The following is a 26,364-nucleotide window of genomic DNA, read 5'->3' on the forward strand; positions in this document are numbered from 1 at the left end:
GGGTTGGCCAGGAAGAACGCGGCCCTGTCCGGAATGTCCGGACAGGGCGCAACAGCTTGAGTAGTGACCGAACTTCCTACCCAGAATGACCTGGGCGAGGTTCAGAGGGTCTGCGGCCTGACTGCCGCACTCTCAGCGCTGTGGCGCTCCCCTGTCGGAATATGAAGATGTGATGGAACGGGCCCAGATTACCGCTCGGTGGCCGCGAGCTGGCCACACGCTCCGTCGATCTCCTGTCCACGGGTGTCCCGGATGGTGACGGGCACACCGTGCGCGGCGATCGCCTCGACGAAGGCCTTCTCGTCCTCCGGCCGGGAGGCGGTCCACTTCGAGCCCGGAGTGGGGTTCAGCGGAATGAGGTTCACGTGCACGGGCCGGCCCTTGAGCAGCCGGCCGAGCCGGTCGCCGCGCCAGGCCTGGTCGTTGATGTCGCGGATTAGCGCGTACTCGATCGACAGCCGGCGCCCGCTCTTCTCGGCGTACTCGAACCCGGCGTCCAGCACCTCGCGCACCTTCCACCGCGTGTTCACGGGGACCAGGGTGTCGCGCAGCTCGTCGTCCGGGGCGTGCAGCGAGATGGCCAGCCGGCACTTGAAGCCCTCGTCGGCGAACCGGTGGATGGCCGGCACCAGCCCGACGGTGGAGACGGTGATCCCGCGCTGCGACAGCCCGAGCCCGTCCGGCGCCGGATCGGTGAGGGCGCGGATGGCTCCGACGACCCGCTTGTAGTTGGCGAGCGGCTCCCCCATCCCCATGAAGACGATGTTGGACAGCCGCGCGGGCCCGCCGGGCACCTCCCCGTCGCGCAGCGCGCGCATCCCGTCCACGATCTGGTGGACGATCTCCGCGGTGGACAGGTTCCGGTCCAGCCCCGCCTGCCCGGTCGCGCAGAAGGGACAGTTCATCCCGCACCCCGCCTGCGAGCTGATGCACATGGTCACCCGGTCCGGGTACCGCATCAGCACGGACTCCACGAGGGTGCCGTCGAACAGCTTCCACAGCGTCTTGCGGGTGGTGCCCTCGTCGGTCGACAGATGCCGGACGACGGTCATCAGCTCCGGGAACAGCGCCTCGCGCAGCTTCTCCCGCGAGCCGGCCGGAATGTCCGTCCACTGCTCCGGGTCGTGCGCGTACCGCGCGAAGTAGTGCTGCGACAGCTGCTTGGCACGGAACGGCTTCTCACCGATCCGGGCCACCGCTTCCTTGCGCTCGGCAGGCGTGAGATCGGCAAGGTGCCGCGGCGGCTTCTTGGCTCCGCGCGGCGCGACAAAGGTGAGTTCTCCGGGCTTGGGCATGGTGGTACCAGTGTCGCAGATCCACCGAGGTGGCCCGGGGCCCGGCGGTCGCCGGGGCCGGCGGCGGGCCGGGCGCCCCTGCCTTTTGACTTCGAGTACTTGAAGTTCCTACGGTCGACGAAGTGAGTGCACGAACCGCCCAGCGCACATACACGATCAAGGAAGTGGCCGTCCTGACCGGGCTTCCGGCCAGCACGCTGCGCTACTACGAGTCGATCGGGGTGATCGCCCCGATCAGTCGCGGTGCGAGCAGCAAGCACCGGATCTACGACGAGGACGACCTGGACCAGCTGATGTGGGTCGCCTGCCTGGCCGCCACCGGCATGTCGGTGAGCGACATGCGGCAGTACGTGGCGAACGGGCAGCTCGGGCCCGCCGCCGCGGGCGAGCAGATCGAGCTGCTCGCGGAGCAGGAGCGGCGGCTGGCACGCGAGGCCGAGTACATCGCCCTGCGCCGGCGGTACGTCCGCCTGAAGATCGACTACTGGGGAGCGGTCCAGTCGGGCGACGACGCCCGCGCCCGGACGCTGTCGGAACAGGCGCGCACGCTCGCCGACGAGCTGAAGCGGGCCAGGAAGCAGTAGCCCCGCCGCGCGCCGCGCGGTCCCGCCCGGCTGCCCGCCGGACGCGGGCGCGGCCGCCGCGTGCGCACTCACACGCCCCCACCCACCCCACACCCCCCACGACACCGAAGACGAAGGAACGCTTCTTCATGCGCGTCAACGCCTACGCCGCACCCGCCGCCGGTCAGCCCCTTACCCTCACCACCATCGAGCGCCGGGACGTCGGACCCAACGACGTACTGATCGAGATCGAGTACGCCGGCATCTGCCACTCCGACATCCACACCGTCAACGGCGACTGGGGGCCGCAGCCCTTCCCGGTCGTGCCCGGCCACGAGATCGTCGGCATCGTCACCGAGGCCGGATCCGCCGTCACCCGGCACCGCGTGGGCGACCGCGTCGGCGTCGGCTGCATGGTCAACTCCTGCGGCGAGTGCGCCAACTGCCAGGCCGGTGACGAGCAGTACTGCGTCAAGGGCATGGTCCCCACCTACGCCGGCACCGACCGCGACGGCACCACCACCCAGGGCGGCTACTCCACCCACGTCGTCGTCGACGCCGACTACGTCCTCTCGGTCCCCGAGAGCCTCGACGCGGCCGCCGCCGCACCGCTGCTCTGCGCCGGCATCACCACCTACGCCCCGCTGCGCCGCTGGGGCGCCGGCCCCGGCAAGAAGGTCGCCGTCGTCGGGCTCGGCGGCCTCGGCCACATGGCCGTCAAGATCGCCCACGCCCTCGGCGCCGAGGTGACCGTGCTGTCGCAGTCGCTGAAGAAGCGGGAGGACGGCCTCCGCCTCGGCGCCGACCACTACCACGCCACCTCGGACCCCGGCACCTTCGAGCAGCTCGCCGGCCGCTTCGACCTCATCGTCAACACCGTCAGCGCCGCCATCGACCTGAACGCCTACCTCGGCCTTCTCGCCGTCGACGGCACGCTGGTCAACGTCGGTGCGCCGGCCGAGCCGCTCAGCCTGCACGTCATGACGCTCATCGGCGGCCGCCGCTCCTTCGCCGGGTCGCTGATCGGCGGCATCGCCCTGACCCAGGAGATGCTCGACTTCTGCGCCGAGCACAACATCGGCGCCGAGGTCGAGGTCGTCCCCGCCGACAAGGTCAACGAGGCGTACGAGCGGGTGCTGGCCTCCGACGTCCGCTACCGCTTCGTCATCGACGTCAAGACCCTCGCCTGACCGGCCGGCGCGCCACCGGCACCGCGCGAGCCGCGGGGCCGGTGGCGCGTCACCGCGGGGCCGGCCTGATCATGGCGAAGGGGGCGCCCTGCGGGTCGGCGACCACGGTCATCCGGCCGGCCGTCATGTCGAACGGCGGGGCGAGGACCGTGCCGCCGCGTTCGACGAGGGCGTCCACCGTGGAGTCCACGTCGTCGACCGCGAAGTACGCCAGCCAGTGGGGCGGGGTGCCCGGCGGGTCGTCGGCGAGCCGGGTGGCACCGCCGACCGTGCGGCCGCCGGCCCGCAGCTCCCAGTAGGAGTCCGTGCCCTCCATCGGCATGATCTCGATGCCGAACGCCTCGCCGTAGAAGCCGGTGGCGGCGGGCACGTCGCTGGTGTGCAGCTCGTTCCAGATCAGCGCCCCGGCCTCGTTGACCACCCCGGCGCCGAAGAACTCGCCGGGCTGCCAGACGCCGAAGACCGCGCCCTGCGGATCGGCGGCGATCAGCATCCGGCCGAGTCCGCCGACGTCCGTCACCGGGACGAGCAGCGTGCCGCCCGCGGAGACGATCGCGTCCTGGGTGGCCTGGGCGTCCGTCGTGGCCAGGTAGGAGGTCCACACGGTCGGCGGCTCCTGCGCCCCCTCGGGCGCGTGCTGCGGGGCGATGCCGGCGACGGGCCTGCCGTTCAGCTCGCACACCGCGTAGCCGCCGTACTCGGCCGGGCCCGCCTGGCCCTGCCAGCCCAGCAGGTCGCGGTAGAAGTCCAGGGCGGCCTGCTGGTCGGGCGCCATCAGATCGACCCAGCACGGGGTGCCGGCCGGGTACGGCTCGGTGACTTCGGGCATCTCTCGCACTCCCTCGCTGGGGGCCGGGCCAAGGGCCGCTCTGCCCACCATCGTGTCGCCGAACGCGGCCTCCCGCCTCTCGTGGGCGGGGTACGCCGACGGGCCCCCGTCCTGTGCCAGGACGGGGGCCCGTTCGGGTGTAACGCGGCGGGTCAGGAGCCGACGAAGAGGACCAGCAGCAGCCAGACCACCGGGGCCGTGGGCAGCAGGGAGTCCAGCCGGTCCATGATGCCGCCGTGACCGGGCAGCAGCGTGCCCATGTCCTTGATGCCCAGATCGCGCTTGATCATGGACTCGCCGAGGTCGCCCAGGGTGGCGCTGGCCGCGACCGCGAGGCCCAGCAGCAGACCCTGCCACCAGCTGCCGCCGTCGATCAGGAACTGCAGGCACAGCGCGCCCGCGACCATCGAGAACAGCACCGCGCCGAACAGACCCTCCCGGGTCTTGCCGGGGCTGATCCGCGGGGCGAGCTTGTGCTTGCCGAAGCGCCAGCCGACGGCGTACGCGCCGGTGTCGCTGACCACGGTGAGGATCAGGAAGGTCAGGACCCGCCAGGGGCCGTCGTCGGCGGTCAGCAGCAGCGCGACGAAGGTGGCCAGGAACGGCACGTAGAACGCCGCGAAGACACCGGCCGTGACGTCCTTGAGGTAGCCCTCGGGTGGCTCCGTCATCCGCCAGACCAGGACCGCGAGCGCGGTGAGCGCCATGGCGACCCAGGCGCCCTCGGCACCGCGCACATAACCGGCGACCACCATCGCCGCGCCGCCGACCGCGAGCGGCACGAGCGGCGCCTTGATCTCCTTGCGCTCCTGGAGCCTGCTGGTCAGCTCCCACAGGCCGACGACGACCGCGACCGCGATCACGCCGACGAAGACGGCCTTGACGATGAACAGCGACGCGATGATCACCACGCCGAGCCCGACGCCGACCCCTATGGCCGCGCTCAGGTCCCGGCCCGCGCTCTTCTTCTGCGGCGCCGGCGGCTGCTGCGTGGCGTCGGGCATGGGCTCCGGATTCTGGATCGGGCTCGGGGCCGGGGGCGGCTGGGGCGCCCCGTACGGGGGCTGGGGCGTCCCGTAGGCGGCCCCCGGGTCGCCGTGCGGCTGCTGCCGCGGCTCGTACGGCGGCTGCGCTCCCGGTGCGGCCTGCGTCCCGTGGGGGTCGTACGGCTGCGGCGGTGCCGACGGGTGCGGGGTGCCGTACCCGGGCTGCTGCTCGTACGGCGGCTGCGTCCCGTAGGGGGGCTCCGCGCCGTACTGCGGTGGTGTTCCGTACTGCGGCTGCGGTTCGTCCCGGAACAAGGGGCCGCTCAGCCGAGCGGCCCCCCGGTCGTCGTCCTGGTCTCCGCCATACGCGGGTACGTCGGGCACGATGGGCATGGGGCGCGTCTGCTGCGCCTCGGGCGCATCGTACGCGGGACCCGCCGGGGCGGCCCCGCCCTGGACGGGCCCACCGTCGGTGGGCCCCCAGTAGCCGGCCTGCCCCGCCGTCGGCGGCGCCCCCCAGGAAGAGTCGCTCATCAGACTTCGAGCAGCTCCGCTTCCTTGTGCTTGAGCAGCTCGTCCACCTGGGCGACGTACTTCGCCGTCAGGTCGTCGAGCTCCTTCTCCGCACGGCGGACCTCGTCCTCGCCGGTCTCCTTGTCCTTGACCATCTTGTCGAGGGCGTCCTTGGCCTTGCGGCGCACGGAGCGGATCGAGACCTTCGCGTCCTCGCCCTTGGTCTTGGCGACCTTGATGTACTCGCGGCGGCGCTCCTCGGTCAGCTCCGGGAACACCACTCGGATGATGTTTCCGTCGTTGCTGGGGTTGACGCCCAGGTCGGAGTCGCGGATCGCCTGCTCGATGTTGCGCAGCGCGCTCTTGTCGAACGGCGTGACGACCGCCATCCGCGGCTCCGGCACGGAGAACGAGGCCAGCTGGTTGATCGGCGTCAGGGCACCGTAGTAGTCGGCCACGATCTTGTTGAACATCGCCGGGTGCGCACGGCCGGTGCGGATCGCGGCGAAGTCCTCCTTGGCGACCACGACGGCCTTCTCCATCTTCTCCTCGGCCTCGAGGAGGGTCTCTTCGATCACCACTTGCTCCTGCGTGTCTTGAGTAAGGCCCGGCTGCGGTTCCTCGGTGGTCCGGCGGCCGGCTGCGTCGCGTCTTCTTCCTGCACGGTTCCCGACCGGCAGGACATTGTCCATCCCCCGGCCAAGGTGCGTCCCGTCCGTCCCTCGGACAGGTGCCGTACCCGGGCGACGGGGGGCGTTCCGGTCAGTCCCGGCTGCCCTGGTCACCCACCAGCGTGCCGATCTTCTCACCCTTGACGGCACGGGCGATATTGCCCTCCGCGAGAAGCTCGAAGACGAGGATCGGGAGCCTGTTGTCGCGGCACAGCGTGATGGCGGTGGCGTCGGCGACCTTCAGGTCCCGGGTGATGACCTCGCCGTAGCCGAGGGCGTCGAACTTGACGGCGTCGGGGTTGGTCTTGGGGTCGGAGTCGTAGACCCCGTCCACACCGTTCTTGCCCATGAGCAGCGCCTCGGCGTCGATCTCCAGGGCACGCTGGGCGGCGGTGGTGTCGGTGGAGAAGTAGGGCATGCCCATACCGGCGCCGAAGATGACCACGCGGCCCTTCTCCAGGTGGCGCACGGCGCGCAGCGGGATGTACGGCTCGGCGACCTGGCCCATGGTGATGGCGGTCTGGACCCGGGACTGGATGCCCTCCTTCTCCAGGAAGTCCTGGAGGGCGAGGCAGTTCATCACGGTGCCGAGCATGCCCATGTAGTCGGAGCGGGCGCGGTCCATGCCGCGCTGCTGGAGTTCGGCGCCGCGGAAGAAGTTGCCGCCGCCGATGACGACCGCGATCTGCGCCCCGTCCCGCACGACGGCCGCGATCTCACGGGCGATCTTGTGCACCACGTCCGGGTCGACGCCCAGGCCGCCACCGCCGGAGAAGGCCTCTCCGGACAGCTTCAGCAGAAACCGGCCGCGTACTTTGCCGTCGTCGCTCTTCTGGGCCTTGTCGGTCATGGGAGATCCCGCCTCTTTCACGTGTTGCACATACGAAGAAGGCCATTGCCGATGGGGTCGCTTATCGCTCCCATACGCGGCAATGGCCTCCTCGTCAGATCTGCTGCCGTCCGCCTCGCACCCGGGTGTGGCGGTGTGCGCGGGCGGCTGCTGTCGACCCTATCGGGATTTCTCCGCGGGTCGCGCGCCGATCGCGGTACGGACTCAGATGCCGACCTTGATGCGCGTGAAGCGCTTCAGGGTGACACCGGCCTCTTCCAGCACCTTCTGGACCGACTTCTTGTTGTCCAGCGCGTACGGCTGGCCGAGCAGCGTGGCGTCCTTGAAGAAGCCGTTGAGGCGACCCTCGACGATCTTCGGCAGGGCGGCCTCGGGCTTGCCCTCGGCGCGGGTCGTCTCCTCGGCGATGCGACGCTCGGACTCGACGACCTCGGCCGGGACGTCCTCCTTGGAGAGGTACTTCGGGGCGAACGCGGCGATGTGCTGCGCGACACCCTTGGCGATCTCGGCGTTCGGCTTGTCGAGCTCGACCAGGACACCGATCTGCGGGGGCAGGTCGGGCATGGTGCGGTGCATGTAGGCGGTGACGTAGCCGTCGGAGAACTGCGCGAAGCGGTCCAGGACGATCTTCTCGCCGAGGTTGGCGTTGGCCTCGTCCACGAACGCCTGGACGGTCTTGCCGGCCTCGATCTCGGAGGCGAGCAGGGCCTCCAGGTCGGCCGGGGAGGTCTTGGCGACGTGCTCGGCGATGGCCTTGGCCACGGCCTGGAACTTCTCGCCCTTGGCGACGAAGTCCGTCTCGCACTTCAGCTCGACCAGGACACCGGAGGAGTTGTCGTCGGCGATGATGGAGACCACGGCGCCGTTCTCGGCGGAGCGGCCCTCGCGCTTGGCGACGCCCTTCTGGCCCTTGATGCGCAGCGCCTCGACGGCCTTGTCGACGTTGCCCTCGGCCTCGTCCAGCGCCTTCTTGCAGTCCATCATGCCGGCGCCGGTGAGCTCACGGAGCTTCTTGACGTCGGCGGCGGTGTAGTTCGCCATGAGTCTGTGAGTCTTTCTCGAAGTCTGGGAGATCTTCAGGCCGGTACGGAGTGCGTTCCACATGTGCGCGCGGACCGCGTACGTCGTACCGACCTACGGGTGAACAGCGGGGGCGGACTTGATGGCACCGCCCCCACTGTCGAACGCTGACGCGGCAGGTCAGGCCTGCTCGGCCTCGGCGGCCTTCTCGCCCTCGGCCGGAGCGGCCTCGGCGGCCGGCGCCTCGGCGGCGGGGGCCTCGGCGGCCGGGGCCTCGGCAGCGGGGGCCTCGTCCTTCTTCTCACCCTCGAGCAGGTCGCGCTCCCACTCGGCGAGCGGCTCGCCCGCGGCCTTCTCGCCCTTGTCACCGGCGGCCACGCCGGAACGGGCGATGAGGCCCTCGGCGACGGCGTCGGCGATCACACGGGTGAGCAGGGTGACGGAGCGGATCGCGTCGTCGTTGCCCGGGATCTTGTAGTCGACCTCGTCGGGGTCGCAGTTGGTGTCGAGGATCGCGACGACCGGGATGTTCAGCTTCCGGGCCTCGCCGACGGCGATGTGCTCCTTCTTGGTGTCCACGATCCAGACGGCGCTCGGCACCTTCTGCATCTCGCGGATACCGCCGAGGGTCTTCTCCAGCTTGGCCTTCTCGCGGGAGAGGACCAGCAGCTCCTTCTTGGTCAGACCGGAGGCCGCGACGTCCTCGAAGTCGATCTGCTCCAGCTCCTTGAGGCGCTGCAGACGCTTGTAGACGGTCGAGAAGTTGGTGAGCATGCCGCCCAGCCAGCGCTGGTTGACGTAGGGCATGCCGACGCGGGTGGCCTGCTCGGCGATGGCCTCCTGCGCCTGCTTCTTCGTGCCGACGAACATGACCGTGCCGCCGTGGGCGACGGTCTCCTTGACGAACTCGTAGGCGCGGTCGATGTACGACAGCGACTGGAGCAGGTCGATGATGTAGATGCCGTTGCGCTCGGTGAAGATGAAGCGCTTCATCTTCGGGTTCCAGCGACGGGTCTGGTGACCGAAGTGGACGCCGCTCTCCAGCAGCTCCCGCATCGTGACGACGGCCATGGCCGTATCTCCTTGAGTTTCTCGGTTGTGCCGCGTCCGCCGGACGGCGGTCGCGCCTGACGCCCGTGCGCGCCGTGCCGCGAAGGACCGAGAGGCGCTTGGTACGAACCGTTTCCGGATGCCGTACCGGGGCGTGCGAAGTCGACCCGGTGACCCGGATCGCCAGAAGAAGTGTACGGGACCGCCGGACCACCGGGTGACGCCACTGTCCACAACCCGCGGGTAGCACACAGGCGACGGCCCCCGGCGGCGGGGGTGCGCCACGGTGGGGGCATGCGACGAGTTCTGGCCCGCGTGGCGTTGTGCCCCGCCCTGATCATGGCGTCCGTACTGCTCGCCCCGGCCCCTTCGGCCCGGGCGCAGCCCCCGGCCGTCCCGGCCCCGCCGACGGACGTGCCCGCGGTCGCGCGCCTGTGGCCGGTGGGGGCGCGCCCCCTGGTCCTGCGCGGCTGGCAGCCCCCGGCGACGCCGTACGGCCCCGGCCACCGGGGTGTCGACCTCGCGGCCGGCGCCGGCTCGCCGGTGCGCTCGGTGGCACCCGGCCGGGTGTCCTTCGCGGGACGGGTGGCGGGACGAGGCGTGGTTGCCGTGGAACTGGCGGGGACGGACCTGCGCACCACGTACGAACCGGTGGCCCCGTCGGTGCGCGCGGGGGACGAGGTGGCGGCGGGCGAGGTGATCGGGACGGTGGAGGCGACGGGGTCGCACTGCGGCGCGCCGGCCTGCGTCCACTGGGGTCTGCTCAGGGGCGGGACCTATCTGAACCCCTTGTCGCTGCTTCCGCCGTGGCTGCTGGGGCGGGGGCCGTCGAGACTGCTGCCGGTCCTCACCGCCTGACCCTGGGGCGGCCTCAGCCGCGTACGCCCCGCAGCACCATCGCCACCGCCGCGTCCGTCACGGCCGCCGCGTCCTCGGCCGCGCCCAGCTCGATACGCCGTACCGCCGCGTCCACGACGCCCTGCACCAGCATCGCCGCCAGCCGCGGCTGCGCGTGGCCCAGCTCCCCGAGCGCCTCGACGATCATCGCGACGAGTTCCCCGTGCGCCGCCCGGATCTTCTCCCGCGCCCCGGCGTCCAGCTCGCTCGCGGAGATCGCCACGACCGCCCGGTGCCGCCGGTCCCCGACCAGGGCCAGCTGCCGGCGGACGTACGCCTCGACCTTGCCCTCGGGCGTCCCGGCCAGCTCCATGGCCGCGGCCACCTCCGCCGCCCACAGCGGGAAGTCGGCCTCGCACAGCTCCTCGACCACGGCGGCCCGGGACCGGAAGTACTCGTACACGGAGGAACGCGCGAGCCCCGTCCGCTCGGCCAGCGCGGGGAAGGTCAGCGCCTCCGTCCCGCCCTCGGACAACAGGGAACGAGCCGCGTCCAGCAGGGCGGCTCGCTGCATCGACCGGTGCTCGGCCACGGAGGCCGCTCGAATCCTTGGCACGTCGACCACTTTAGGACGCCGTGCACGGACGGGGCCCGGTCAGCGCCCGAAGCCGGCCAGCTTGGCCCGCAACTGGAGCACCGACTTGGTGTGGATCTGGCTGACCCGGCTCTCGGTGACCCCGAGCACATTGCCGATCTCGGCGAGGGTGAGGCCCTCGTAGTAGTAGAGCGTGACGACGGTCTTCTCCCGCTCGGGCAGCGTGTTGATGGCGCGTGCGAGGAACCGCCGCAGCTCCCGGTCCTCGGCCACCTCCACGGGGTTGTCCGCGGCGGTGTCCTCCAGCGTGTCCATGAGGCTGAGCCGGCCCCCGCCCTCGGCGCCGACGTGCAGCAGCTCCTCCAGGGCGACGACGTTGGCGAGCGACAACTGGCTGAAGACGGCGTGCAGTTCGTCGATCTCCATGCCCAGTTCGGCGGCCACCTCGCTCTCGGTGGGGGTGCGCCGCAGCCGGGCCTCCAGGGTGGCGTAGGCGCGCTCCACGTTGCGCGCCTTCTGCCGCACCGAGCGCGGGATCCAGTCCAGTGCCCGCAGCTCGTCGATCATGGCGCCGCGGATCCGGGTGATCGCGTACGTCTCGAACTTGATCTCCCGGTCGATGTCGAACTTCTCGATCGCGTCGATCAGCCCGAACACCCCGGAGGAGACGAAGTCCGCCTGCTCGACGTTGGGCGGCAGGCCGACGCTCACCCGGCCCGCCACGTATTTCACGAGCGGCGAGTAGTGCAGGATCAGCTGCTCCCGCAGCCGGTCGTCCCCCGTCGCCTTGTACGACCGCCACAGCTCGTCGAGCGTCGAGGGAGCGGGCGGCCGCACGCTGCCACCGTCGCGGGCGGCTGGGGGGATCGCCGCCCGGTCGGACCCGGAGGTGTGCTGGGGCATTCGTCGCCTTGTGCCGTTCTGCCGTGAAGTGCCGTGAAGTGCCGTGACTGTGCGTGGGTGCGGGGTCGTGGCCCGGAGGGGCCGGCTGGGTGAGCTGTCGGTCTGATGTCGAGTTGGTGCGGTCTGTGGAGGCGTTTTCGTGAGCGTAGCGTGACTGGGGAGTCGCGGTGTGCGAACGGCGAGGCACCACCCCTGCGCGCGGTCCCGGCAAGCGCCTCGCCACCACGCTCCGCAGCTCGCTCTGTGTGATGGCCGACGGGCATCAACTCCGGGAAACCCCAAGGGTGTCGGGTGTTCCCCCGGACGGCCGAACACGCTCGGTCAACATGGGGGGCGACCCGCGCGGGCCGAGATCATCGCCTGGCGTGTCAACTTCCAGCCATCGCCGTGTCGTTCGACGTATCCAAGTGCTCGGAGTTCGTACAGTCTGGCGATCGCCTCGTCCGGCGTGGTGCCGGCGCCCAGGGCGATCTCCCCGGCGGGGGCCGCGCGGTCCCCGGGCAGGGCGGCGAGGACGGTCCGGGCCGCCGGTGCCAGCAGGTCGCGGGGCAGCACCGGGCCGGTGCGCGGCGGGGCCAGGTCACCCATGTCGCCCACCAGCTCGGTCACCTCGGCGGCGTCGGTGACCAGGGCGGCCTCGCCGCGCAGCAGTTCGTGCACCCCGGCGGAGAGTGCGCTGGTGACCGGGCCCGGGACGCCCATGGTGTGGCGGCCCAGGCGCTGGGCGGCGCGCGCGGTGGCCAGGGAGCCGCTGCGGCAGGCGGCCTCCACCACGACGGTGCCCCTGGTCAGGGCGGCGATCACCCGGTTGCGCAGGATGAACCGGCTGGGTGTCGGATGGTCGCCCGGGGGCAGCTCGCCGACGACCAGGCCCTGCGCCGCGATCCGCTCGATCAGGGCGGTGTGACCGCGGGGGTAGGGCCGGTCGACACCGCTGGCCAGGACGGCGATGGTGGCTCCGCCCGATGCGAGGGCGCCGCGGTGGGCGGCGGCGTCGATGCCATAGGCACCGCCGGAGACCACGACCCAGCCCCGTTCGGCGAGACCGGCGGCGAGGGTGGCGGCGACATGCGTGCCGTAGGCGGTGCAGGCCCGGGCGCCGACCACGGCGACCGATCTCAGCGCCCATATGCGCAGGCTGGGCCGGCCGCGGACCCAGAGCCCGAGGGGCCGGGCGTCGGCGAGGTCGTCCAGTTGCCCGGGCCACTCCGGGTCTCCCGGCACCACGAACCGCGCGCCCGCCGCCCGGGCCGCCGCGAGATCGCGCTCCGGCTCGGCCCGGCCGGCCCGCGCCACCAGCCCGGCCCACCGCACCGCGCCGACGCCCGGGAGTGCCGCGCCGCCTTCCCTGAGCCGCCGCACCACCTCCCCCACCCCCAGCTCGCGCACCCACCGCCCGCCGGTCTCGTCCCCCGGCTCGATCACCCGCGCGAGGAACGCCCGCCCGAGCGTGTCCTCGTCCGGCTCCCGGGCCCGGCCCTGGTCGGCGCCGCTCATGTCAGCGCCTCGATGGCCATCGGGACCCCTCGGGGGACGCCGGTGCGCAGATGCAGGGCGAGGGCGACGTCGGCCGCGTCCGGGCGGTCGTGTCCGACGAGGTCGGCCACCGTCCAGGCGACGCGCAGCACCCGGTCGATGCCGCGGGCGGTGAGCACGCCCCGCTCCAGGCTGCGCTCCGCCTCGTCCATCGCTCCGGCGGCGGCCTGGAAGCGTCCGCGCAGCTCCCTGCCGGGCACCTCGCCGTTGGTCCGCCAGGGCGTGCCGGCGAGGCGGGCGGCGGCCCGCTCCCGGGCCTGCCGCACCCGGTCGGCGACGGTCGCCGTGGACTCGCCGCGGGCGCCCGGCGCGGTCAGCTGGGCCCGGGTGACCGGATCGACCTCGACGCGCAGGTCCACCCGGTCGAGCAGCGGCCCGGAGAGCCGGGCCTGGTAGCGGCGGATCACCGAGGGCGGGCACTCGCACAGGGTGTCGCGCTGCGAGAAGCGTCCGCAGGGGCAGGGATTGGCGGCCAGCACCATCAGGAAGCGTGCCGGAAAGCGGACCACGCCCGCGCTGCGCGCGATCACCACGTGCCCGGACTCCAGTGGCTGCCGCAACGCGTCCAGGGTCTGGCTGTGGAACTCGGGTGCCTCGTCCAGGAAGAGAACGCCACGATGGGCGAGGGAGACCGCGCCCGGGCGGGCGACGCCTGGGCCGCCGCCCACGAGTGACTGCATCGTCGCCGAGTGGTGCGGGGCGCAGTAGGGGGCGACGTCGATGAGCGGTTTGCCCGGTGGCAGCAGCCCGGCCACCGAGTGCACCGCCGTGACCTCCAGGGACTCCTCCCGGGTGAGCCCCGGCAGGACGGCGGGCAGCCGTTCGGCGAGCATCGTCTTGCCCGCGCCCGGCGGCCCCTCCAGGAACAGGTGGTGCCCGCCCGCGGCGGCGACCTCCACGGCCGTGCGGGCCGAGGTCTGGCCGACCACGTCGGCCAGGTCGTGCTCGCTTTCGTGCTGGGCGGCGCCGAGGCTGTGCATGCCGGTGGCGGCGCCGGTGCCCGGTACCCGCAGTCCGGCCAGCAGCGGGTCGGGACGGCCCGGCTCGTCGGGCTCCTCGGGGACGGGTTCCTCGGCGAGCACCGCGATGAGCTGGCGCAGGCTGCGCACGCCGAGCACCGACACCCCGGGGACCAGCGCGGCCTCCGCGGCGGCGCACTCCGGCACGACCACCTGCTCGTACCCGGCGTCGGCGGCGGCCAGCACGGCGGGCAGGATGCCGCGCACCGGACGCACCCGGCCGTCCAGGCCCAGCTCGCCGATCATGACGATGTCGGCGAGGACCCGGGGGTCGATCCGCTCGGCGGCCCCGAGCACCGCGCACGCCACGGCCAGGTCGAAACCGGAGCCGGCCTTCGGCACCGAGGCGGGGCTGAGGCCGACGGTGAGTTTCTTCTGCGGCCACTCGGCGCCCGAGTTCACCACCGCCGCCCTGACCCGGTCCCGGCTCTCGGTCAGGCTCTTGTCGGGCAGGCCGACCAGGGTGAACGCGGCCACGCCCGGTTCGAGGTCGGCCTGGACCTCCACGACCACGCCCTCGACGCCGACCAGGGCCACGGAGCAGGTACGGGCGAACGCCATTCAGGCCACCCCCCGGGCGTGCTCGACCAGGGGTGCGCCCCGGCCGGGGACGAGGACGCCGACCAGGTCGATGCGGACGCCTCCCGGTGGGGCCCCGCCGTGGGCGTGGATCCAGCGTTCGGCGAGGTCGCGCAGTCTGGCGGCCTTCTCGGGGGTCACCGCGGCCATGGGGTGTTCGTAGCGGCCGCCCGCGCGGGTCTTGACCTCGCAGACGACCAGGACCTCGCCGTCCCGTGCCACGATGTCGATCTCGCCCCTGCGGCCGGCGCGCCAGTTGCGCGCCAGGACCGTCATCCCGGCCTCGGTCAGCCGGCGGGCGGCCAGGTTCTCTCCGTACCTGCCGATCGCTTCGCGTGCGTTCATGTCGGCACCACCTCCGGCGCCAACGGTCACGCATCCCGGCCCGGCGAGTGGATCTTGGTGGACCACCGGGCGGTTGTGGAAAACTCCCTCACCCCGACGGGTGACGGGAGGAGAAGCCGCAGGTCATCAGCCGCCCGGGAGTTCCAGGTCGCTCTTGTTCAGCTCCTCGATGTTCACGTCCTTGAACGTGAGCACGCGCACCTGCTTGACGAAGCGGGCCGGCCGGTACATGTCCCAGACCCAGGCGTCCGCCATCGACACCTCGAAGAACACCTCGCCCTGGACCGAGTGCACCTGCATCTCGTAGTCGTTGGTGAGGTAGAAGCGCCGCTCCGTCTCGATCACGAATTTGAAGAGACCGACGACATCTCGGTACTCCCGGTAGAGCTTCAGCTCCATCTCGGTCTCGTACTTCTCGAGGTCCTCGGCGCTCATGGCATGTTCCCCTTCAGCCGTGCGATCCCCCCATTGTGCGCCAGTTCCACCGGCCCTCAGACGATTTCGGTGTCGAGGGTCACGGGGCCGGCCGGGGGACCCTCGTCGAGCAGCGTGCGCAGCAGCTCGGCGAGTCTGGTCGGATACACCGTCTCATGTGCCCGGGTCAGTTCCCGGCACGTCCACCAACGCGCTCCGACGACGCTGCGCCGCTCCAGTTCGGTCAGGCCCGTCGCCGCGGTCGCGGTCTGGGTGGTGCGGGCCAGGTAGTACCACTCGTCCTGGTCCCAGCGGCGGCCCGCGAACGGGAAGGAGCAGCGGCGCCGCCACAGCACCGGGCCCAGCTCGACCTCGGTGATGCCGGTCTCCTCGGCGAGTTCCCGCAGCGCCGCCTCGGCTCGGGTCTCGGCGCCCTCCACGCCGCCGCCGGGGGTGAACCACCAGTCGTCGGCGGGGTCGTCGGGCTCGTGGCCGTGCAGCAGCAGGATGCGGTCGTGGGGGTCGAGGAGGACCACGCGGGCGACCTTGCGCAGGCCGCCCTCACCGGGCTGCTCGGCCGCGGTCTCAGCGGACACCGGCCGCCTCCGTGCCGGTGGCGCGGGCCCGGGAGCGGCCCGCGCGCTTGGCGATCGGGCCGTAGGCGCCGCCGCCGAGGACCAGGACGGCGCCGGCGACGATCAGCAGCCCGATGGTGCGCAGCGGGCCCGGCTGGGAGAGCGGGCCGAGCGCCTCGAAGCCGGTGGGGCGGCCCAGCATGCCCCTCCAGGGCCACGCGACGGCGTCCACGCGGGCCTTCACCGCGTCGGCGGCGACGGTGCCCTTGGCGGCGTCCGTGAGGTGGGCGGTGGAGTCCAGGGAGCCCTGGCGTTCGTCGCCGAGCAGGAAGAGGCGGCCACGGGGGACGGTCACGGTGGGGAAGTTCTGGTTCTCGGCCAGACTGCCCTTGGGCAGGTACGGCTCCTGGATCTGCTTGCCGTTGACGGTCAGCTTGCCGTCCGTGCAGCAGGAGACGGTGTCGCCGCCGACCGCCACCACGCGCTTGACCACGAGGGAGCCGGTGACCCAGCTGTCGTCGCGGAAGACGACCACGTCACCGCGGCGCACCTCGCCGCCGTCCACGCGCTCGGCGAGCACACGGTCGCCGGCGTCGATGGTGGGGGTCATGGAGCTGGTGGGCACGGTGTAGGGCCGGTAGGCGACGGCCGCCCAGCCGAAGCCGCCGAGGAACAGCACCAGGCCCAGGGCCACGGCCGCCCCGGACAGCCGCTGGCCGAGCCGGCTGCCGCCGACCGGTGCCGTCCCGGTGCCACCGCTGTGCGGGGCCGTACGCGTCGTGCTCTCGCCACCCATGGACCCGCACCCTACCTGTCGGTACCGAGCGAGGTCAGCCCCTCCTTCACCAGCCGGGGCAGAGCTTTCCCGGAGCTTCACACGGGGGCCGGGTCCAGGGCGGCGACGGGTTCAGCGCCGTCCGCTCGCCGCCTTGGACAGGGCGTCGGACCGCAGCCGGTCGGCACGCCGGCGCCGCCAGATCACGACCGGCGCGACGGCCGCGACGGCGATGCCCTCGGGGGCGACCGTCAGGGAGGCGGCCGAGGACGCCTGCTGGTTGTTCAGGCCGGGCTGGTCGAAGGTGTCCGGGACGGGCAGGGTGCCCCAGCGGTTGATGGGCCAGGCCTTGACGATGGCGCGGCCGACGACCTTGTCCACGGGCACGAAGCCGTGGTTCTTGTCGTTCTGGTTGTAGCGCGAGTCGCGGGAGTTCTGACGGTGGTCGCCCATCACCCAGATGAAGCCCTTGGGGACCTTCACCTTGAACTGGCCGCCCTGGTCGTCCAGGCTGCACGGCGTGTTGCCGGGGTAGACGTACGGCTCGTTCAGCGCCTTGCCGTTGACCAGCAGCGGGCCCGAGTTCTTGCACTCGATGGTGTCGCCGCCGACGCCGATGACCCGCTTGATCAGGTCCTTCTCATTGGCCGACGGCATCAGCCCGATCCAGCTGAGGACCTTCTGCACCGCGTTCGGGTTCGGCGCGGGCTCGCCCTCCAGCCAGTTGTCGGGGTCGTGGAAGACGACGACCTCGCCGCGCTCGGGCTTGGAGCCGAACCAGGGTGTCAGCTTGTCGACCAGCACCCGGTCGCCCACCTGGAGGGTGTTCTCCATGGAGGCCGAGGGGATCGAGAACGCCTGCACCAGGAACGTCTTGATCAGCAGCGCGAGGACCAGCGCGATGACGATCAGGATCGGCAGCTCCTTCCAGAAGGAGCGCGGCCTGGGCGGCGGCGCGGACTCGCCCGCACCGGCGCCCGGTTCGTCACGCGGCATGCCGTCGTCTCCCGCCGTCGCGTCGTTCCCGGTGGTCATGGCGCCGTCCGGATCCGAGCCATTCGCCTCCGCGGGGTTTCCGCGGTGCTCCTCGCCGTCGTGTCCCGACCGTGCGCCAACCGCCACATCCCCCACGCCAACTCCTTACTCCGTGCCGCCGCCCGCGCCACAGACGGCGCAGGCCCACCACTCCCATAACGAGCGGGAGTTCCGCAGGGGTCGGGAGCCGGGTCATTCCGTTCGGATTCTCGTGGTCAACCCTATGCGACGGCGGCGGGGCCGCAGCGGTCCCCGTCCCGGCCCGGCCAACGCTTGCAAAGGTTTTAGGTTCCTCCAGGCGCGTCCAGTGGCCGACCGGCCAGCCGATCCACATGGCCCGGCCGACCACGGAATCCACCGAGACCGTTCCGCCGAACGGGGAGTCCCGGTGGAAGCGGGAGTCCGCGGAATAGGCGCGGTGGTCGCCCATCACCCACAGCCGGCCCTTGGGGACGGTGACGTCGAAGGGCGTGGCGGAGGGCGCGTTGCCCGGGTAGAGGTAGTCCTTCTCGTCGAGCGGGACGCCGTTGACCGTGATGCGGCCCTTGGCGTCGCAGCACTTCACATGGTCGCCGCCGACCCCGATGACCCGTTTGATCAGGTCTTTCTCGTTGTCGGACGGGAGCAGCCCGATAAAGCTCAGGCCCTCCTTGAGCTGTTTGAGGACGACCGGGTCGGACGTGGTCGTGGACTGCTCGCCGTCCAGCCAGCCACCCGGGTCCCGGAAGACCACGACGTCCCCGCGGTGCGGCTCGGCGCCGAACCAGGGGGTGAGCTTGTCGACCAGGACGCGGTCGCCGATCCGGATCGTCTGCTCCATGGAGCCGGACGGGATCACGAACGCCTGGACGAGGAACGTCTTCAGGACCAGGGCGATGAGGACCGCGACCCCCACCAGGAGGGGGATCTCCCGCACGGCCGAGCGCCTGCGCTTGCGTTTGACCTTGCGCTGGAGCTTGCGCCGTTCGGCGCGGCTGCGGCCGCCGGGCGCCGAGGTCCGGCGGGTCCCGCCGGACGCGGAGGCGCGGCCCCCGGCGGGCCGCCGGCGGCCGGCGGGGGTGCCGGACCCGGCACGCGGCCTCGCGCGGCTACCCATGGGCGCCACCCGCCGCGGCGGGCACGCGCGCGTAGGCGGACGGCCGGGTCAGATGGGCCCAGTGGGGGTACGGCCAGATGATCCAGTCGGCCCGGCCGATGACGTCGCCGACGGGGATCATGCCGCCGCCGGGCGAGCCGAGGTGGTCGCGGGAGTCGCTGGAGTCGCTGCGGTGGTCACCGAGGACGAAGAGGGTGCCGGGCGGCACCACGATGTCGAAGGGCACGCTGGAGGCGCTGTCCCCGGGGTAGAGGAACGCCGACTCGTCGACCGCGCGGCCGTTCACCTCGATCCTCCCCTGCTTGGTGCAGCAGACCACGTGGTCGCCGCCCACCCCGACGACACGTTTGATGTAGTCGCCGTCCCCGAAATACCCGGTTCCGTCGAACACAATCACGTCCCCGCGGCCGGGCCCGGCACCGAAACGGTAGACGAGCTTGTTGACGAGGACGCGGTCGCCGATCCGCAGCCCCTGCTCCATGGATCCGCTGGGGATCTGGAAGGGCTGCACCACGAAGGTGCTCAGCAGGAGCAGGAACGCCAGGCAGGCGAAGAGGGTGAGGGTGACACGGCCGCCGGGCAGCCACTCGGCGATCCGCGTCGGCAACGAGGAACGCGACCGCTCCTCCGGACCCGGGGATTCCGGGAGGGAGGTGCGGTCGCGTTCCGTCGGCTGTGCTTCGGTGTCCATCGGGGCGAGATGTTATCCGGCCCCGCTGTGACTCCGGGGAGGCACTCAGCTGTCGCGCTTCTCCTTGATCTTCGCGGCCTTGCCGCGCAGCTCACGGAGGTAGTACAGCTTGGCGCGGCGCACGTCACCACGGGTGACCAGCTCGATCTTCTCGACGATCGGGGTGTGCACCGGGAAGGTGCGCTCGACGCCGACGGAGAACGAGACCTTGCGGACCGTGAAGGTCTCGCGGACACCGGAGCCCTGGCGACGGATCACCACGCCCTTGAACTGCTGCACACGGGAGCGGTTGCCCTCGATGACGCGGACGTGCACGTTGACGGTGTCACCCGGGCGGAAGGCCGGGATGTCGCTGCGCAGCGACGCGGCGTCGACGGTGTCGAGCAGGTGAGACATTTCGTCTGCTTTCTTCGCTGATGCCACAGGTCATCAACGGGAGATGGATGTACAGGAACGCCGTGCGGGTCGGGACGCGCGTCGTGTCCCCCTGTGGCAGGGGCGCACGCCGGACGGACGCACAACAGCCGCTTATTCTTCCATGCCGTCGGCCCGGCGCCAAAATCGGCCGTACGGGTGGCCGTCCGGGTCCGGTTCCCAGCCCAGGATGGACAGCATCTCGCGGTCCTTCTTGTCGAACGCCTTGGGGTCGCAGCGTTCGATCAGGTCGGGCCGGTTGCGGGTGGTGCGCCGCAGGGCCTCGTCGCGGCGCCAGCGGGCGATCTTCCCATGGTGGCCGCTGAGCAGCACGTCGGGGATGTCCCGGTCGCGCCAGACGGGCGGCTTGGTGTAGACGGGGCCTTCCAGCAGGTTGGCCATGGCGCCGGGGGCGAAGGAGTCGTCGCGGTGGGACTCGGCGTTGCCGAGGACGCCGGGCAGCAGCCGGGCGACGGCCTCGGTCATGACGAGGACGGCCGCCTCGCCGCCGGCGAGGACGTAGTCGCCGATGGAGACCTCGTACACGGGCATCCTGGTGGCGTACTCGTCGAAGACGCGCCGGTCGATGCCCTCGTAGCGGGCCGGGGTGAAGATCAGCCAGGGCCGCTCGGAGAGTTCCACGGCCAGTTCCTGGGTGAAGGGGCGGCCGCTGGGGGTGGGCACGATCAGCGCGGGCGCGTGGGCGCCGCTCTCGTAGCCGTCGGCGAGGACGGTGTCCAGGGCGTCGCCCCAGGGCTCGGTCTTCATGACCATGCCGGGGCCGCCGCCGTACGGCGTGTCGTCGACCGTGTTGTGCCGGTCGTACGTCCATTCCCGCAGGTCGTGAACGTGCACGGCGAGCTGTCCGCGGTGCCGGGCCTTGCCGACGAGGGAGACGTTCAGGGGGTCGAGGTACTCGGGGAAGATCGTGACGACGTCGAGGCGCATTACGACTCGTCCCCCGGCGCGCCGGGCTCGTCCGCCGGCTCGCGGCTCGACGCGATCTCGGCGCGGTCGTCGATCAAGCCGGGCGGGGGCGTGATGACGGCCCGCTGTTCCTCCAGGTCGATCTCGGTGACGATCTCCTCCACGAAGGGGATCATGACCTCGGTGCCGTCCGGGCGCTCGACGATGAACAGGTCCTGCGAGGGCAGGTGCGAGATCTCGGTGATCCGGCCGACCTCCGTGCCGTCCTCGGTGACCACGTCGAGGTCCATGAGCTGGTGGTCGTAGTACTCGTCCTCGCCCTCGGGCAGCTCCTCCGGGTCCACCTCGGCGATCAGCAGGGTGTTGCGCAGGGCCTCGGCGCCGTTGCGGTCGGTGACGCCCTCGAAGCGCAGGAGCAGACGGCCGCTGTGGACGCGGCCCGTCTCGATGGTCAGCGGTCCCGCGGAGGCGGGATCCGTGGCGAGTACGGCGCCGGGGGCGAGTCTCAGCTCCGGCTCGTCGGTACGTACCTCGACGGTGACCTCGCCCTTGATGCCATGGGCACGGCCGACCCGTGCGACTACCAGCTGCACCTGTCCAATTCTCCTGTCATCTCCTGCGCGTGTCCTGCTCATACGACTGCGGGCCGGGGACGGCCGAGTGGCCCTCCCCGGCCCGAGCCGGTTGCTTTGAAGCGTCAGCGGACGTTGTCCACGTCGACCAGGTCGACGCGGACACCGCGACCGCCGATGGCGCCCACGACGGTACGCAGAGCGCGCGCGGTACGGCCGTTGCGGCCGATCACCTTGCCGAGGTCGTCGGGGTGGACCCGGACCTCCAGCACGCGCCCGCGGCGCAGGTTGCGCGAGGCGACCTGCACATCGTCAGGGTTGTCGACGATGCCCTTCACGAGGTGCTCAAGCGCCTCTTCGAGCATGCTGCTCAGGCCTCGGTCGACTCGGACTCAGCCGCGGCCTCGTCCTTCTTCTCAGCCTTCTTCTTCTGGGTGATGGCCTCACCCTTGGCCTCGTCGTCACCGCCGAGGGCCTCGAACGACGGACGGGCCGGCTTGGGCTCGGCGACGAGCAGCGGCGCGGGAGCCGGCTCGCCCTTGAACTTCTGCCAGTCGCCGGTCTTCTTCAGGATGGCGAGGACGGGCTCGGTCGGCTGGGCGCCGACGCCGAGCCAGTACGCCACACGCTCGGCGTCCACCTCGATGACCGACGGGTTGTAGGTCGGGTGGTACTTGCCGATCTCCTCGATGGCCCGGCCGTCACGGCGGGTACGGGAGTCGGCGACGACGATGCGGTAGTGAGGCGAACGGATCTTGCCCAGACGCTTCAGCTTGATCTTGACTGCCACGGGAGTGGGTTCTCCTGGATTTGACGTGGTAGGGCACGGCGAGCTGCCGCGTGGGGTTGCGGTACCCGAGTGCCCGATGGACGCGTCAGCCGGAGGAGAGAGGGGTCCTGTGCGGCTGTCGAGTACAGCTAGCCATTGTGCCATACCGGCGGGTCGCTCCCGGCCGCGGGGGTGGGCCGTGGCCGGGCACGCGCGCATGGCCCCGCGCCCCGCCGGCCTGGGGCTGCCGACGGGACGCGGGAGGGGGTCGTGGTGTGGGGTCCGGCACCCACGAGATGCCGGGAACGACGGGGTCAGGCCGCGCCGGCGATCTCGGGGATGCGGAAGGGTTTGCCGCAGCCGCCGCAGACGATGGGGGCCTGGGCGAGGACCGAGGGGACCACGCGGACGTTGCGACCGCAGTCGCAGACGGCCTTGACGCGGACGCCGCCGCCCGAGGAGCCGTGCCGGGCGGCCGGGCCCCGGAAGGTGCGGGAGGTGTCCTCCGTCGTCGCCGCCGAGTGCGCCTTCAGGGCGCGCTGGAGGCGTTCGATGGTCGGGCGGTAGCGCCGCTTCGCCTCGGGGTTGAGCGTGACCAGCGAGAAGCCGCTGCTGGGATGCGGCTCCTCCGGGTGGTCGAGGCCCAACTCCTCGGCGATCGCGAGGAACCGGCGGTTGTGGTAGCGGCCGGCACGGGAGGTGTCGCGGACCCCGCGCGCGGCGGCGATGCCGTGGACTGCCTCATGGAGCAGCCGTTCGAAGGAGAGTTCGTGCCCGCACGCGGACGACGACTCTCCGATCAAGGACTCTGGCGCGGCAAGGTCCGGCAGCTCGGGGTGGTACCGCTGAATGTCGGCCCACGCCTGTGCCAGCTCTGCGGCGAGAACAGGTGGTGTCTGTGTCGTGCTCACGTAATGACAACGAGCGGAGGGCACGCTGTGTTCCTATTCCGGGGCATCCCAAATAATTTGCACGTACCCGTCAGTTGCCGCTGATGCGTCCTGACGCGGGCGGGTGCGCTGATCTGCGGAGAAGCCTCACAGCTCCTCCCAAGCCGGTGCGTAGACGGCACTACGATCCGCGTGGTACGCCCTGTCGCGGCGATGGTCGACGGATGCGCAAGGGGCGATTCGGCCGCTCTTGACGCCACGTCTCACCTCGGTCGGCGCCCGTGACGGTCGCGACGTTACCGTGCGCGACCGCACCCCCCGGCACCGGCCCGTCCTCCGGCGTGCACACCGTAGGGCCACCCGGGTTGCCGGGATGTGAATTCTCGCCACACCCGTGCCGTGCACCCAAGCGATCCCCCACGCCCCCTGGACGGGGCCGCGCGCCCGCAGTTACCTGGCATACGTGGAAAGTGCGCACGCACGGACACGGGGGCCACACACGATCCGGCACAGCGGCGAACCGTCGGCGGATGGGAGCGCTTGTCCATGACAGCTTCGCTCGTGCGGCACCGTCCGCCGCACGCGGACACCGAGACCCGGCACAGCCCGAGCGCCCGCGCGCGGGACTGGGCCGAGATCCAGGAGCGGATGCTCGTACCGCTCCACGAGGCCGTCCACGAACGGCTCGACGTCGGCCCGGCCACCCGGCTGCTGGGCCTGCGCTGCGGCTCCGGGCTCGCCCTGCTGCCGGCCGTGGCGCGCGGCGCCGCGGTCACCGGCGTCGACTCCTGCCCCGAGCTGCTCGCCCTCGCCCGCGAACGGCTGCTGCCCGCCGACCGGGACGGCGCGGGCGCGCGGGCGGAACTCCGCGCGCGTCTCCCGCGCGCGACGGAGCACGCCCCGTTCACCCTCGTGACCCTCTTCGAGCCCCTGCGCCGGCCCGCGGACGGCTCCGAGGAGCCCGGCCGGCTGCTGGCCGACGCGCTGCCGCTCGCCGCCCGGGGCGCCGCCGTGGTGCTGGCCGGCTGGGGTCCGCCGGAACGCTGTGCCACCTCCTCGGTGCTGCGGGTGGCGGCGAAACTGGCCGATCCTTTGCGCAGGGCGGACGGTTGGCGCCCGGCCGGCCGGGACGACCTGGAGGAGACCGCCCGGCGGGCGGGACTGCGGCCCGACGGCTCCGGGCGGGTCTCATGCCCCTTCGGGTACGCCGACCCGGGCAGCGCGGTCCGCGGACTGCTCGCCACGGGCCTGTTCGACGCGGCCGCCCGGGCGACCGGCGCCGAACAGGTCGACAAGGAGCTGGCCGAGGCCCTGCACCCCTACCGCCGCCCGGACGGCACCGTCCGGATGCCCAACGTCTTCCGCTATCTGATCGCCCGCGTGCCCTGAGGCCCCCGGTCACCGGGGTTCTTCGGTCTCCTTGGCGGGTCGGACGACACCCGCGATCCGGTACGCGTCCGCCTCCTCCAGCGTCTCGTGCTCCAGCAGCGCCCCCGCCAGTGCGTCCAACTGCCCGCGGTGGTCGCGGAGTTTGCGGCGTGCCTCGTCGTAGCACTCGTCCACGATCCGGCGCATCTCGGCGTCGATGACGTCCAGGGTCTGCGGGGCGGCGGCCAGCCCGTAGGCCTGCTGGGCGTCGCTCGGCAGGGCCGACAGCCGGCCGACGCGCTCGCTCATGCCCCAGCGGGCCACCATGCCGCGCGCGATGTTCGTGACCTGCTCCAGGTCGCTCTCCGCGCCCGTGGTGACCACGCCGTAGACGACCTCCTCGGCCGCCATGCCTCCCAGCGCGCCGATGATCCGGCCCCGCAGGTACTCCTCGGAGTGCGCGTACCGCTCGACCTCCGGCGTGGACATCGTCACCCCGAGCGCCCGGCCGCGCGGCACGATGGTGATCTTGCGGACCGGGTCCGCGCCCGGTTGCAGCATGCCGAGCAGCGCGTGGCCGCTCTCGTGGTACGCCGTACGGCGCCGGTCCTCCTCCGGCATCACCAGCGTGCGCTCGGCGCCCAGCTGGACCTTCTCCAGCGCCTCGGACAGGTCGGCGGCGGTCACCCGGTCCTGCTTGCGCTTGACCGCGAGCAGCGCCGCCTCGTTGGCGAGGTTCGCCAGGTCCGCGCCGGTCATCCCGGGGGTCGCCCGCGCCAGCCGGGCCAGGTCGACGTCCGGGGCGAGCGGCACGTCCCGGGTGTGGATGCGCAGGATCGCCTCCCGGCCCGAGCGGTCCGGCGGGGCCACGCTGACCACCCGGTCGAAGCGGCCCGGACGGGTCAGCGCCGGGTCCAGGATGTCCGCGCGGTTGGTCGCCGCGATGACGATCACGCCCTCCGAGCCGGAGAAGCCGTCCATCTCGGTGAGAATCTGGTTGAGCGTCTGCTCCCGCTCGTCGTGACCGCTCATCGCCGTGCTGCCGCTGCGCGCCCGGCCGATGGTGTCGATCTCGTCGATGAAGATGATGGAGGGCGCCACCTTGCGGGCCTCGGCGAACAGCTCCCGCACCCGGGACGCGCCCACGCCGACGATCATCTCGATGAACTCCGACGCCGACGCGGAGAAGAACGGCACCCCGGCCTCCCCCGCCACCGCCCGTGCGAGCAGGGTCTTCCCGGTGCCTGGCGGGCCCGCGAGCAGCACCCCGCGCGGCAGCTTGGCGCCCATCCGGCGGTAGGCGTCCGGGTGCTCCAGGAAGTCGACGACGTCGTCCAGCTCGCCCTTGACCTCGTCGATGCCGGCCACGTCGGCGAAGGTGGTGCGCTCGGTGCCGGGTGCCGGGCCGACCGGCCGGGGCGGCGCCCGGCGGCCGAACAGACCGCCCGCGCCCCCGGACAGCGCCCCGCCGAGCCGCCGGGCGAAGAAGACCCACACGGCGACCAGGATCAGGATCGGGATCAGGGAGAGCAGCAGGTTGGACAGGAAGCTGCGCTCCTGGACCACCGGCCGCGCGGTCACCGTGACGCCGTGGCTGCTGAGGTTCTGCCACAGCCGGTCGTCCGCGAACGCCGGGCGCTGGGTCTTGAAGCGGGTGTACCGGCCACCGCCCTCGGGGTTGTTCCGGGCGCTCTTCAGTTGTCCCTGGATGGCGTCGCCCTTGGAGTAGATCGTGGCGACGTTGCCCTCGGAGACCTGTCTGCTGAACTCGGTGTAGGAGATCGTCGGCTGGTTGCCCTGGCCGAGGTAGTTCAGCCCCACCCAGGCCAGCAGGAAGACGATCACCGCGGTGACCAGCAGCCCCCACCACTTGCCGCCCCGGAGTCCGGGGCCGCCGGAGCGCCGGGGTCCCTCGGGGGTGCCCTCGGCGCGCCACGGCTGCTCCGGGTCCTTGCGCGGGGGCGCCGCATTGCTCATACAGGGACGTTACGGCAGATAGCCGGGCGCGGCACATGCGGAAGGGCGCCCCCTCGTGCGAGGAGGCGCCCTTCGGGGCC

Annotated in this window: 29 protein-coding genes and 1 riboswitch; of the genes, 4 read left to right on the forward strand and 25 right to left on the reverse strand. The window is 71.9% G+C overall.

All coding sequences use genetic code 11. From position 1 onward, the window contains the following. Positions 1–55: 55 nt before the first annotated feature. Positions 56–163, reverse strand: a riboswitch (TPP riboswitch). A gap of 25 nt (positions 164–188) precedes the next feature. Continuing rightward, positions 189–1,295, reverse strand: a complete 1,107-nt coding sequence (gene rlmN / locus HZZ00_RS29085; RefSeq protein WP_180329211.1) for a 23S rRNA (adenine(2503)-C(2))-methyltransferase RlmN — start codon at positions 1,293–1,295, stop codon at positions 189–191. A gap of 122 nt (positions 1,296–1,417) precedes the next feature. On the opposite strand from rlmN, the gene HZZ00_RS29090 reads away from it, so the two are divergent. After that, positions 1,418–1,879: a MerR family transcriptional regulator gene (locus HZZ00_RS29090; RefSeq protein ID WP_180329212.1), complete on the forward strand. Its 462-nt coding sequence runs from the start codon at positions 1,418–1,420 to the stop codon at positions 1,877–1,879. Positions 1,880–2,007: 128 nt separating this feature from the next. Continuing rightward, positions 2,008–3,048, forward strand: coding sequence for an NAD(P)-dependent alcohol dehydrogenase (locus HZZ00_RS29095; RefSeq protein ID WP_180329213.1), 1,041 nt, complete (start codon positions 2,008–2,010; stop codon positions 3,046–3,048). A gap of 49 nt (positions 3,049–3,097) precedes the next feature. Here the strand turns inward: HZZ00_RS29095 and HZZ00_RS29100 are convergent, their stop codons facing one another. From HZZ00_RS29100 to rpsB, 6 genes are all read right to left on the reverse strand, one after another. Then, the gene (locus tag HZZ00_RS29100; RefSeq protein WP_180329214.1) at positions 3,098–3,877 is read right to left on the reverse strand and encodes a VOC family protein; all 780 of its coding nucleotides are present in this window, start codon (positions 3,875–3,877) and stop codon (positions 3,098–3,100) included. A 152-nt stretch (positions 3,878–4,029) separates the two neighbouring features. Then, entirely contained in the window at positions 4,030–5,256 is a 1,227-nt protein-coding gene (locus HZZ00_RS29105) for a phosphatidate cytidylyltransferase (protein WP_180333761.1), read from the reverse strand. Positions 5,257–5,396: 140 nt separating this feature from the next. Then, a complete protein-coding gene (gene frr, locus HZZ00_RS29115) occupies positions 5,397–5,954 on the reverse strand; it encodes a ribosome recycling factor (protein WP_070022353.1) in 558 nt (185 codons plus the stop codon). A 184-nt stretch (positions 5,955–6,138) separates the two neighbouring features. Continuing rightward, positions 6,139–6,897 (reverse strand): UMP kinase, encoded by a 759-nt coding sequence (gene pyrH / locus HZZ00_RS29120; RefSeq protein WP_070022275.1) that lies wholly within the window; start codon positions 6,895–6,897, stop codon positions 6,139–6,141. A 204-nt stretch (positions 6,898–7,101) separates the two neighbouring features. Next, positions 7,102–7,938, reverse strand: coding sequence for a translation elongation factor Ts (gene tsf / locus HZZ00_RS29125; RefSeq protein WP_070022276.1), 837 nt, complete (start codon positions 7,936–7,938; stop codon positions 7,102–7,104). A gap of 159 nt (positions 7,939–8,097) precedes the next feature. Next, entirely contained in the window at positions 8,098–8,988 is an 891-nt protein-coding gene (gene rpsB / locus HZZ00_RS29130; RefSeq protein ID WP_180329215.1) for a 30S ribosomal protein S2, read from the reverse strand. A gap of 273 nt (positions 8,989–9,261) precedes the next feature. Between rpsB and HZZ00_RS29135 the strand changes: the two genes are divergently transcribed. Next, complete coding sequence (locus HZZ00_RS29135; protein ID WP_180329216.1) at positions 9,262–9,825, forward strand: murein hydrolase activator EnvC; 564 nt, start codon at positions 9,262–9,264, stop codon at positions 9,823–9,825. 13 nt (positions 9,826–9,838) lie between these two features. Here HZZ00_RS29135 and HZZ00_RS29140 read toward each other — a convergent pair whose 3' ends face one another. From HZZ00_RS29140 to HZZ00_RS29220, 17 genes are all read right to left on the reverse strand, one after another. Continuing rightward, positions 9,839–10,396, reverse strand: a complete 558-nt coding sequence (locus HZZ00_RS29140; RefSeq protein WP_070022279.1) for a TetR/AcrR family transcriptional regulator — start codon at positions 10,394–10,396, stop codon at positions 9,839–9,841. A gap of 63 nt (positions 10,397–10,459) precedes the next feature. Then, positions 10,460–11,302: an RNA polymerase sigma factor WhiG gene (gene whiG, locus HZZ00_RS29145; RefSeq protein WP_180329217.1), complete on the reverse strand. Its 843-nt coding sequence runs from the start codon at positions 11,300–11,302 to the stop codon at positions 10,460–10,462. Between the two features lie 321 nt (positions 11,303–11,623). Next, positions 11,624–12,799, reverse strand: a complete 1,176-nt coding sequence (dprA, locus tag HZZ00_RS29150; RefSeq protein ID WP_180329218.1) for a DNA-processing protein DprA — start codon at positions 12,797–12,799, stop codon at positions 11,624–11,626. After that, complete coding sequence (locus HZZ00_RS29155) at positions 12,796–14,418, reverse strand: YifB family Mg chelatase-like AAA ATPase (RefSeq protein WP_180329219.1); 1,623 nt, start codon at positions 14,416–14,418, stop codon at positions 12,796–12,798. The genes dprA and HZZ00_RS29155 overlap by 4 nt, the downstream gene beginning before the upstream one ends. After that, positions 14,419–14,781 carry a YraN family protein gene (locus HZZ00_RS29160; RefSeq protein WP_070022283.1) on the reverse strand — a complete coding sequence of 121 codons (363 nt, stop codon included), beginning with the start codon at positions 14,779–14,781 and terminating at the stop codon, positions 14,419–14,421. A 126-nt stretch (positions 14,782–14,907) separates the two neighbouring features. Continuing rightward, positions 14,908–15,216: a DUF2469 domain-containing protein gene (locus tag HZZ00_RS29165; protein WP_043444228.1), complete on the reverse strand. Its 309-nt coding sequence runs from the start codon at positions 15,214–15,216 to the stop codon at positions 14,908–14,910. A gap of 56 nt (positions 15,217–15,272) precedes the next feature. Continuing rightward, on the reverse strand, positions 15,273–15,791 hold the full coding sequence (locus tag HZZ00_RS29170; RefSeq protein ID WP_180329220.1) for an NUDIX hydrolase: 519 nt from the start codon (positions 15,789–15,791) through the stop codon (positions 15,273–15,275). Further along, complete coding sequence (gene lepB, locus HZZ00_RS29175) at positions 15,781–16,566, reverse strand: signal peptidase I (RefSeq protein WP_180329221.1); 786 nt, start codon at positions 16,564–16,566, stop codon at positions 15,781–15,783. The genes HZZ00_RS29170 and lepB (HZZ00_RS29175) overlap by 11 nt, the downstream gene beginning before the upstream one ends. Before the next feature lie 111 nt (positions 16,567–16,677). Then, on the reverse strand, positions 16,678–17,541 hold the full coding sequence (gene lepB, locus HZZ00_RS29180; RefSeq protein ID WP_374028568.1) for a signal peptidase I: 864 nt from the start codon (positions 17,539–17,541) through the stop codon (positions 16,678–16,680). Next, the gene (gene lepB / locus HZZ00_RS29185; RefSeq protein ID WP_257585459.1) at positions 17,531–18,676 is read right to left on the reverse strand and encodes a signal peptidase I; all 1,146 of its coding nucleotides are present in this window, start codon (positions 18,674–18,676) and stop codon (positions 17,531–17,533) included. Before lepB (HZZ00_RS29185) ends, lepB (HZZ00_RS29180) begins: the two co-directional genes overlap by 11 nt. Then, positions 18,669–19,367: a signal peptidase I gene (lepB, locus tag HZZ00_RS29190; RefSeq protein WP_180329223.1), complete on the reverse strand. Its 699-nt coding sequence runs from the start codon at positions 19,365–19,367 to the stop codon at positions 18,669–18,671. Before lepB (HZZ00_RS29190) ends, lepB (HZZ00_RS29185) begins: the two co-directional genes overlap by 8 nt. 45 nt (positions 19,368–19,412) lie before the next feature. Then, positions 19,413–19,763, reverse strand: a complete 351-nt coding sequence (gene rplS / locus HZZ00_RS29195; RefSeq protein WP_020942488.1) for a 50S ribosomal protein L19 — start codon at positions 19,761–19,763, stop codon at positions 19,413–19,415. Between the two features lie 132 nt (positions 19,764–19,895). Next, a complete protein-coding gene (trmD, locus tag HZZ00_RS29200; protein WP_180329224.1) occupies positions 19,896–20,729 on the reverse strand; it encodes a tRNA (guanosine(37)-N1)-methyltransferase TrmD in 834 nt (277 codons plus the stop codon). Then, positions 20,729–21,301, reverse strand: coding sequence for a ribosome maturation factor RimM (gene rimM / locus HZZ00_RS29205; protein WP_070022291.1), 573 nt, complete (start codon positions 21,299–21,301; stop codon positions 20,729–20,731). The genes trmD and rimM overlap by 1 nt, the downstream gene beginning before the upstream one ends. Positions 21,302–21,405: 104 nt before the next feature. Next, positions 21,406–21,645 carry an RNA-binding protein gene (locus HZZ00_RS29210; protein ID WP_029385578.1) on the reverse strand — a complete coding sequence of 80 codons (240 nt, stop codon included), beginning with the start codon at positions 21,643–21,645 and terminating at the stop codon, positions 21,406–21,408. 5 nt (positions 21,646–21,650) lie between these two features. After that, complete coding sequence (gene rpsP, locus HZZ00_RS29215) at positions 21,651–22,070, reverse strand: 30S ribosomal protein S16 (protein ID WP_070022292.1); 420 nt, start codon at positions 22,068–22,070, stop codon at positions 21,651–21,653. A 293-nt stretch (positions 22,071–22,363) separates the two neighbouring features. Then, positions 22,364–22,960 (reverse strand): hypothetical protein, encoded by a 597-nt coding sequence (locus HZZ00_RS29220; RefSeq protein ID WP_070022293.1) that lies wholly within the window; start codon positions 22,958–22,960, stop codon positions 22,364–22,366. Between the two features lie 525 nt (positions 22,961–23,485). On the opposite strand from HZZ00_RS29220, the gene HZZ00_RS29225 reads away from it, so the two are divergent. After that, positions 23,486–24,328: an SAM-dependent methyltransferase gene (locus HZZ00_RS29225; protein ID WP_180329225.1), complete on the forward strand. Its 843-nt coding sequence runs from the start codon at positions 23,486–23,488 to the stop codon at positions 24,326–24,328. Positions 24,329–24,337: 9 nt separating this feature from the next. Here the strand turns inward: HZZ00_RS29225 and ftsH are convergent, their stop codons facing one another. Further along, a complete protein-coding gene (ftsH, locus tag HZZ00_RS29230; RefSeq protein WP_180329226.1) occupies positions 24,338–26,284 on the reverse strand; it encodes an ATP-dependent zinc metalloprotease FtsH in 1,947 nt (648 codons plus the stop codon). Positions 26,285–26,364 lie beyond the last annotated feature (80 nt).

Source organism: Streptomyces sp. NEAU-sy36 (genome assembly GCF_013423905.1).
In the GTDB taxonomy this organism is placed as follows: domain Bacteria; phylum Actinomycetota; class Actinomycetes; order Streptomycetales; family Streptomycetaceae; genus Streptomyces; species Streptomyces misionensis.

Excerpts from the sequence above, each read along its gene's own strand:
- rlmN (WP_180329211.1), bottom strand. The coding sequence starts at position 1,295 with ATGCCCAAGCCCGGAGAACTCACCTTTGTCGCGCCGCGCGGAGCCAAG.
- HZZ00_RS29095 (WP_180329213.1), top strand. The coding sequence starts at position 2,008 with ATGCGCGTCAACGCCTACGCCGCACCCGCCGCCGGTCAGCCCCTTACC.
- HZZ00_RS29100 (WP_180329214.1), bottom strand. The coding sequence starts at position 3,877 with ATGCCCGAAGTCACCGAGCCGTACCCGGCCGGCACCCCGTGCTGGGTC.
- HZZ00_RS29105 (WP_180333761.1), bottom strand. The coding sequence starts at position 5,256 with ATGCCCATCGTGCCCGACGTACCCGCGTATGGCGGAGACCAGGACGAC.
- pyrH (WP_070022275.1), bottom strand. The coding sequence starts at position 6,897 with ATGACCGACAAGGCCCAGAAGAGCGACGACGGCAAAGTACGCGGCCGG.
- tsf (WP_070022276.1), bottom strand. The coding sequence starts at position 7,938 with ATGGCGAACTACACCGCCGCCGACGTCAAGAAGCTCCGTGAGCTCACC.
- rpsB (WP_180329215.1), bottom strand. The coding sequence starts at position 8,988 with ATGGCCGTCGTCACGATGCGGGAGCTGCTGGAGAGCGGCGTCCACTTC.
- HZZ00_RS29135 (WP_180329216.1), top strand. The coding sequence starts at position 9,262 with ATGCGACGAGTTCTGGCCCGCGTGGCGTTGTGCCCCGCCCTGATCATG.
- whiG (WP_180329217.1), bottom strand. The coding sequence starts at position 11,302 with ATGCCCCAGCACACCTCCGGGTCCGACCGGGCGGCGATCCCCCCAGCC.
- dprA (WP_180329218.1), bottom strand. The coding sequence starts at position 12,799 with ATGAGCGGCGCCGACCAGGGCCGGGCCCGGGAGCCGGACGAGGACACG.
- HZZ00_RS29155 (WP_180329219.1), bottom strand. The coding sequence starts at position 14,418 with ATGGCGTTCGCCCGTACCTGCTCCGTGGCCCTGGTCGGCGTCGAGGGC.
- HZZ00_RS29160 (WP_070022283.1), bottom strand. The coding sequence starts at position 14,781 with ATGAACGCACGCGAAGCGATCGGCAGGTACGGAGAGAACCTGGCCGCC.
- HZZ00_RS29165 (WP_043444228.1), bottom strand. The coding sequence starts at position 15,216 with ATGAGCGCCGAGGACCTCGAGAAGTACGAGACCGAGATGGAGCTGAAG.
- lepB (WP_180329221.1), bottom strand. The coding sequence starts at position 16,566 with ATGGGTGGCGAGAGCACGACGCGTACGGCCCCGCACAGCGGTGGCACC.
- lepB (WP_374028568.1), bottom strand. The coding sequence starts at position 17,541 with ATGCCGCGTGACGAACCGGGCGCCGGTGCGGGCGAGTCCGCGCCGCCG.
- lepB (WP_257585459.1), bottom strand. The coding sequence starts at position 18,676 with ATGGGTAGCCGCGCGAGGCCGCGTGCCGGGTCCGGCACCCCCGCCGGC.
- lepB (WP_180329223.1), bottom strand. The coding sequence starts at position 19,367 with ATGGACACCGAAGCACAGCCGACGGAACGCGACCGCACCTCCCTCCCG.
- rplS (WP_020942488.1), bottom strand. The coding sequence starts at position 19,763 with ATGTCTCACCTGCTCGACACCGTCGACGCCGCGTCGCTGCGCAGCGAC.
- trmD (WP_180329224.1), bottom strand. The coding sequence starts at position 20,729 with ATGCGCCTCGACGTCGTCACGATCTTCCCCGAGTACCTCGACCCCCTG.
- HZZ00_RS29210 (WP_029385578.1), bottom strand. The coding sequence starts at position 21,645 with ATGCTCGAAGAGGCGCTTGAGCACCTCGTGAAGGGCATCGTCGACAAC.
- HZZ00_RS29225 (WP_180329225.1), top strand. The coding sequence starts at position 23,486 with ATGACAGCTTCGCTCGTGCGGCACCGTCCGCCGCACGCGGACACCGAG.
- ftsH (WP_180329226.1), bottom strand. The coding sequence starts at position 26,284 with ATGAGCAATGCGGCGCCCCCGCGCAAGGACCCGGAGCAGCCGTGGCGC.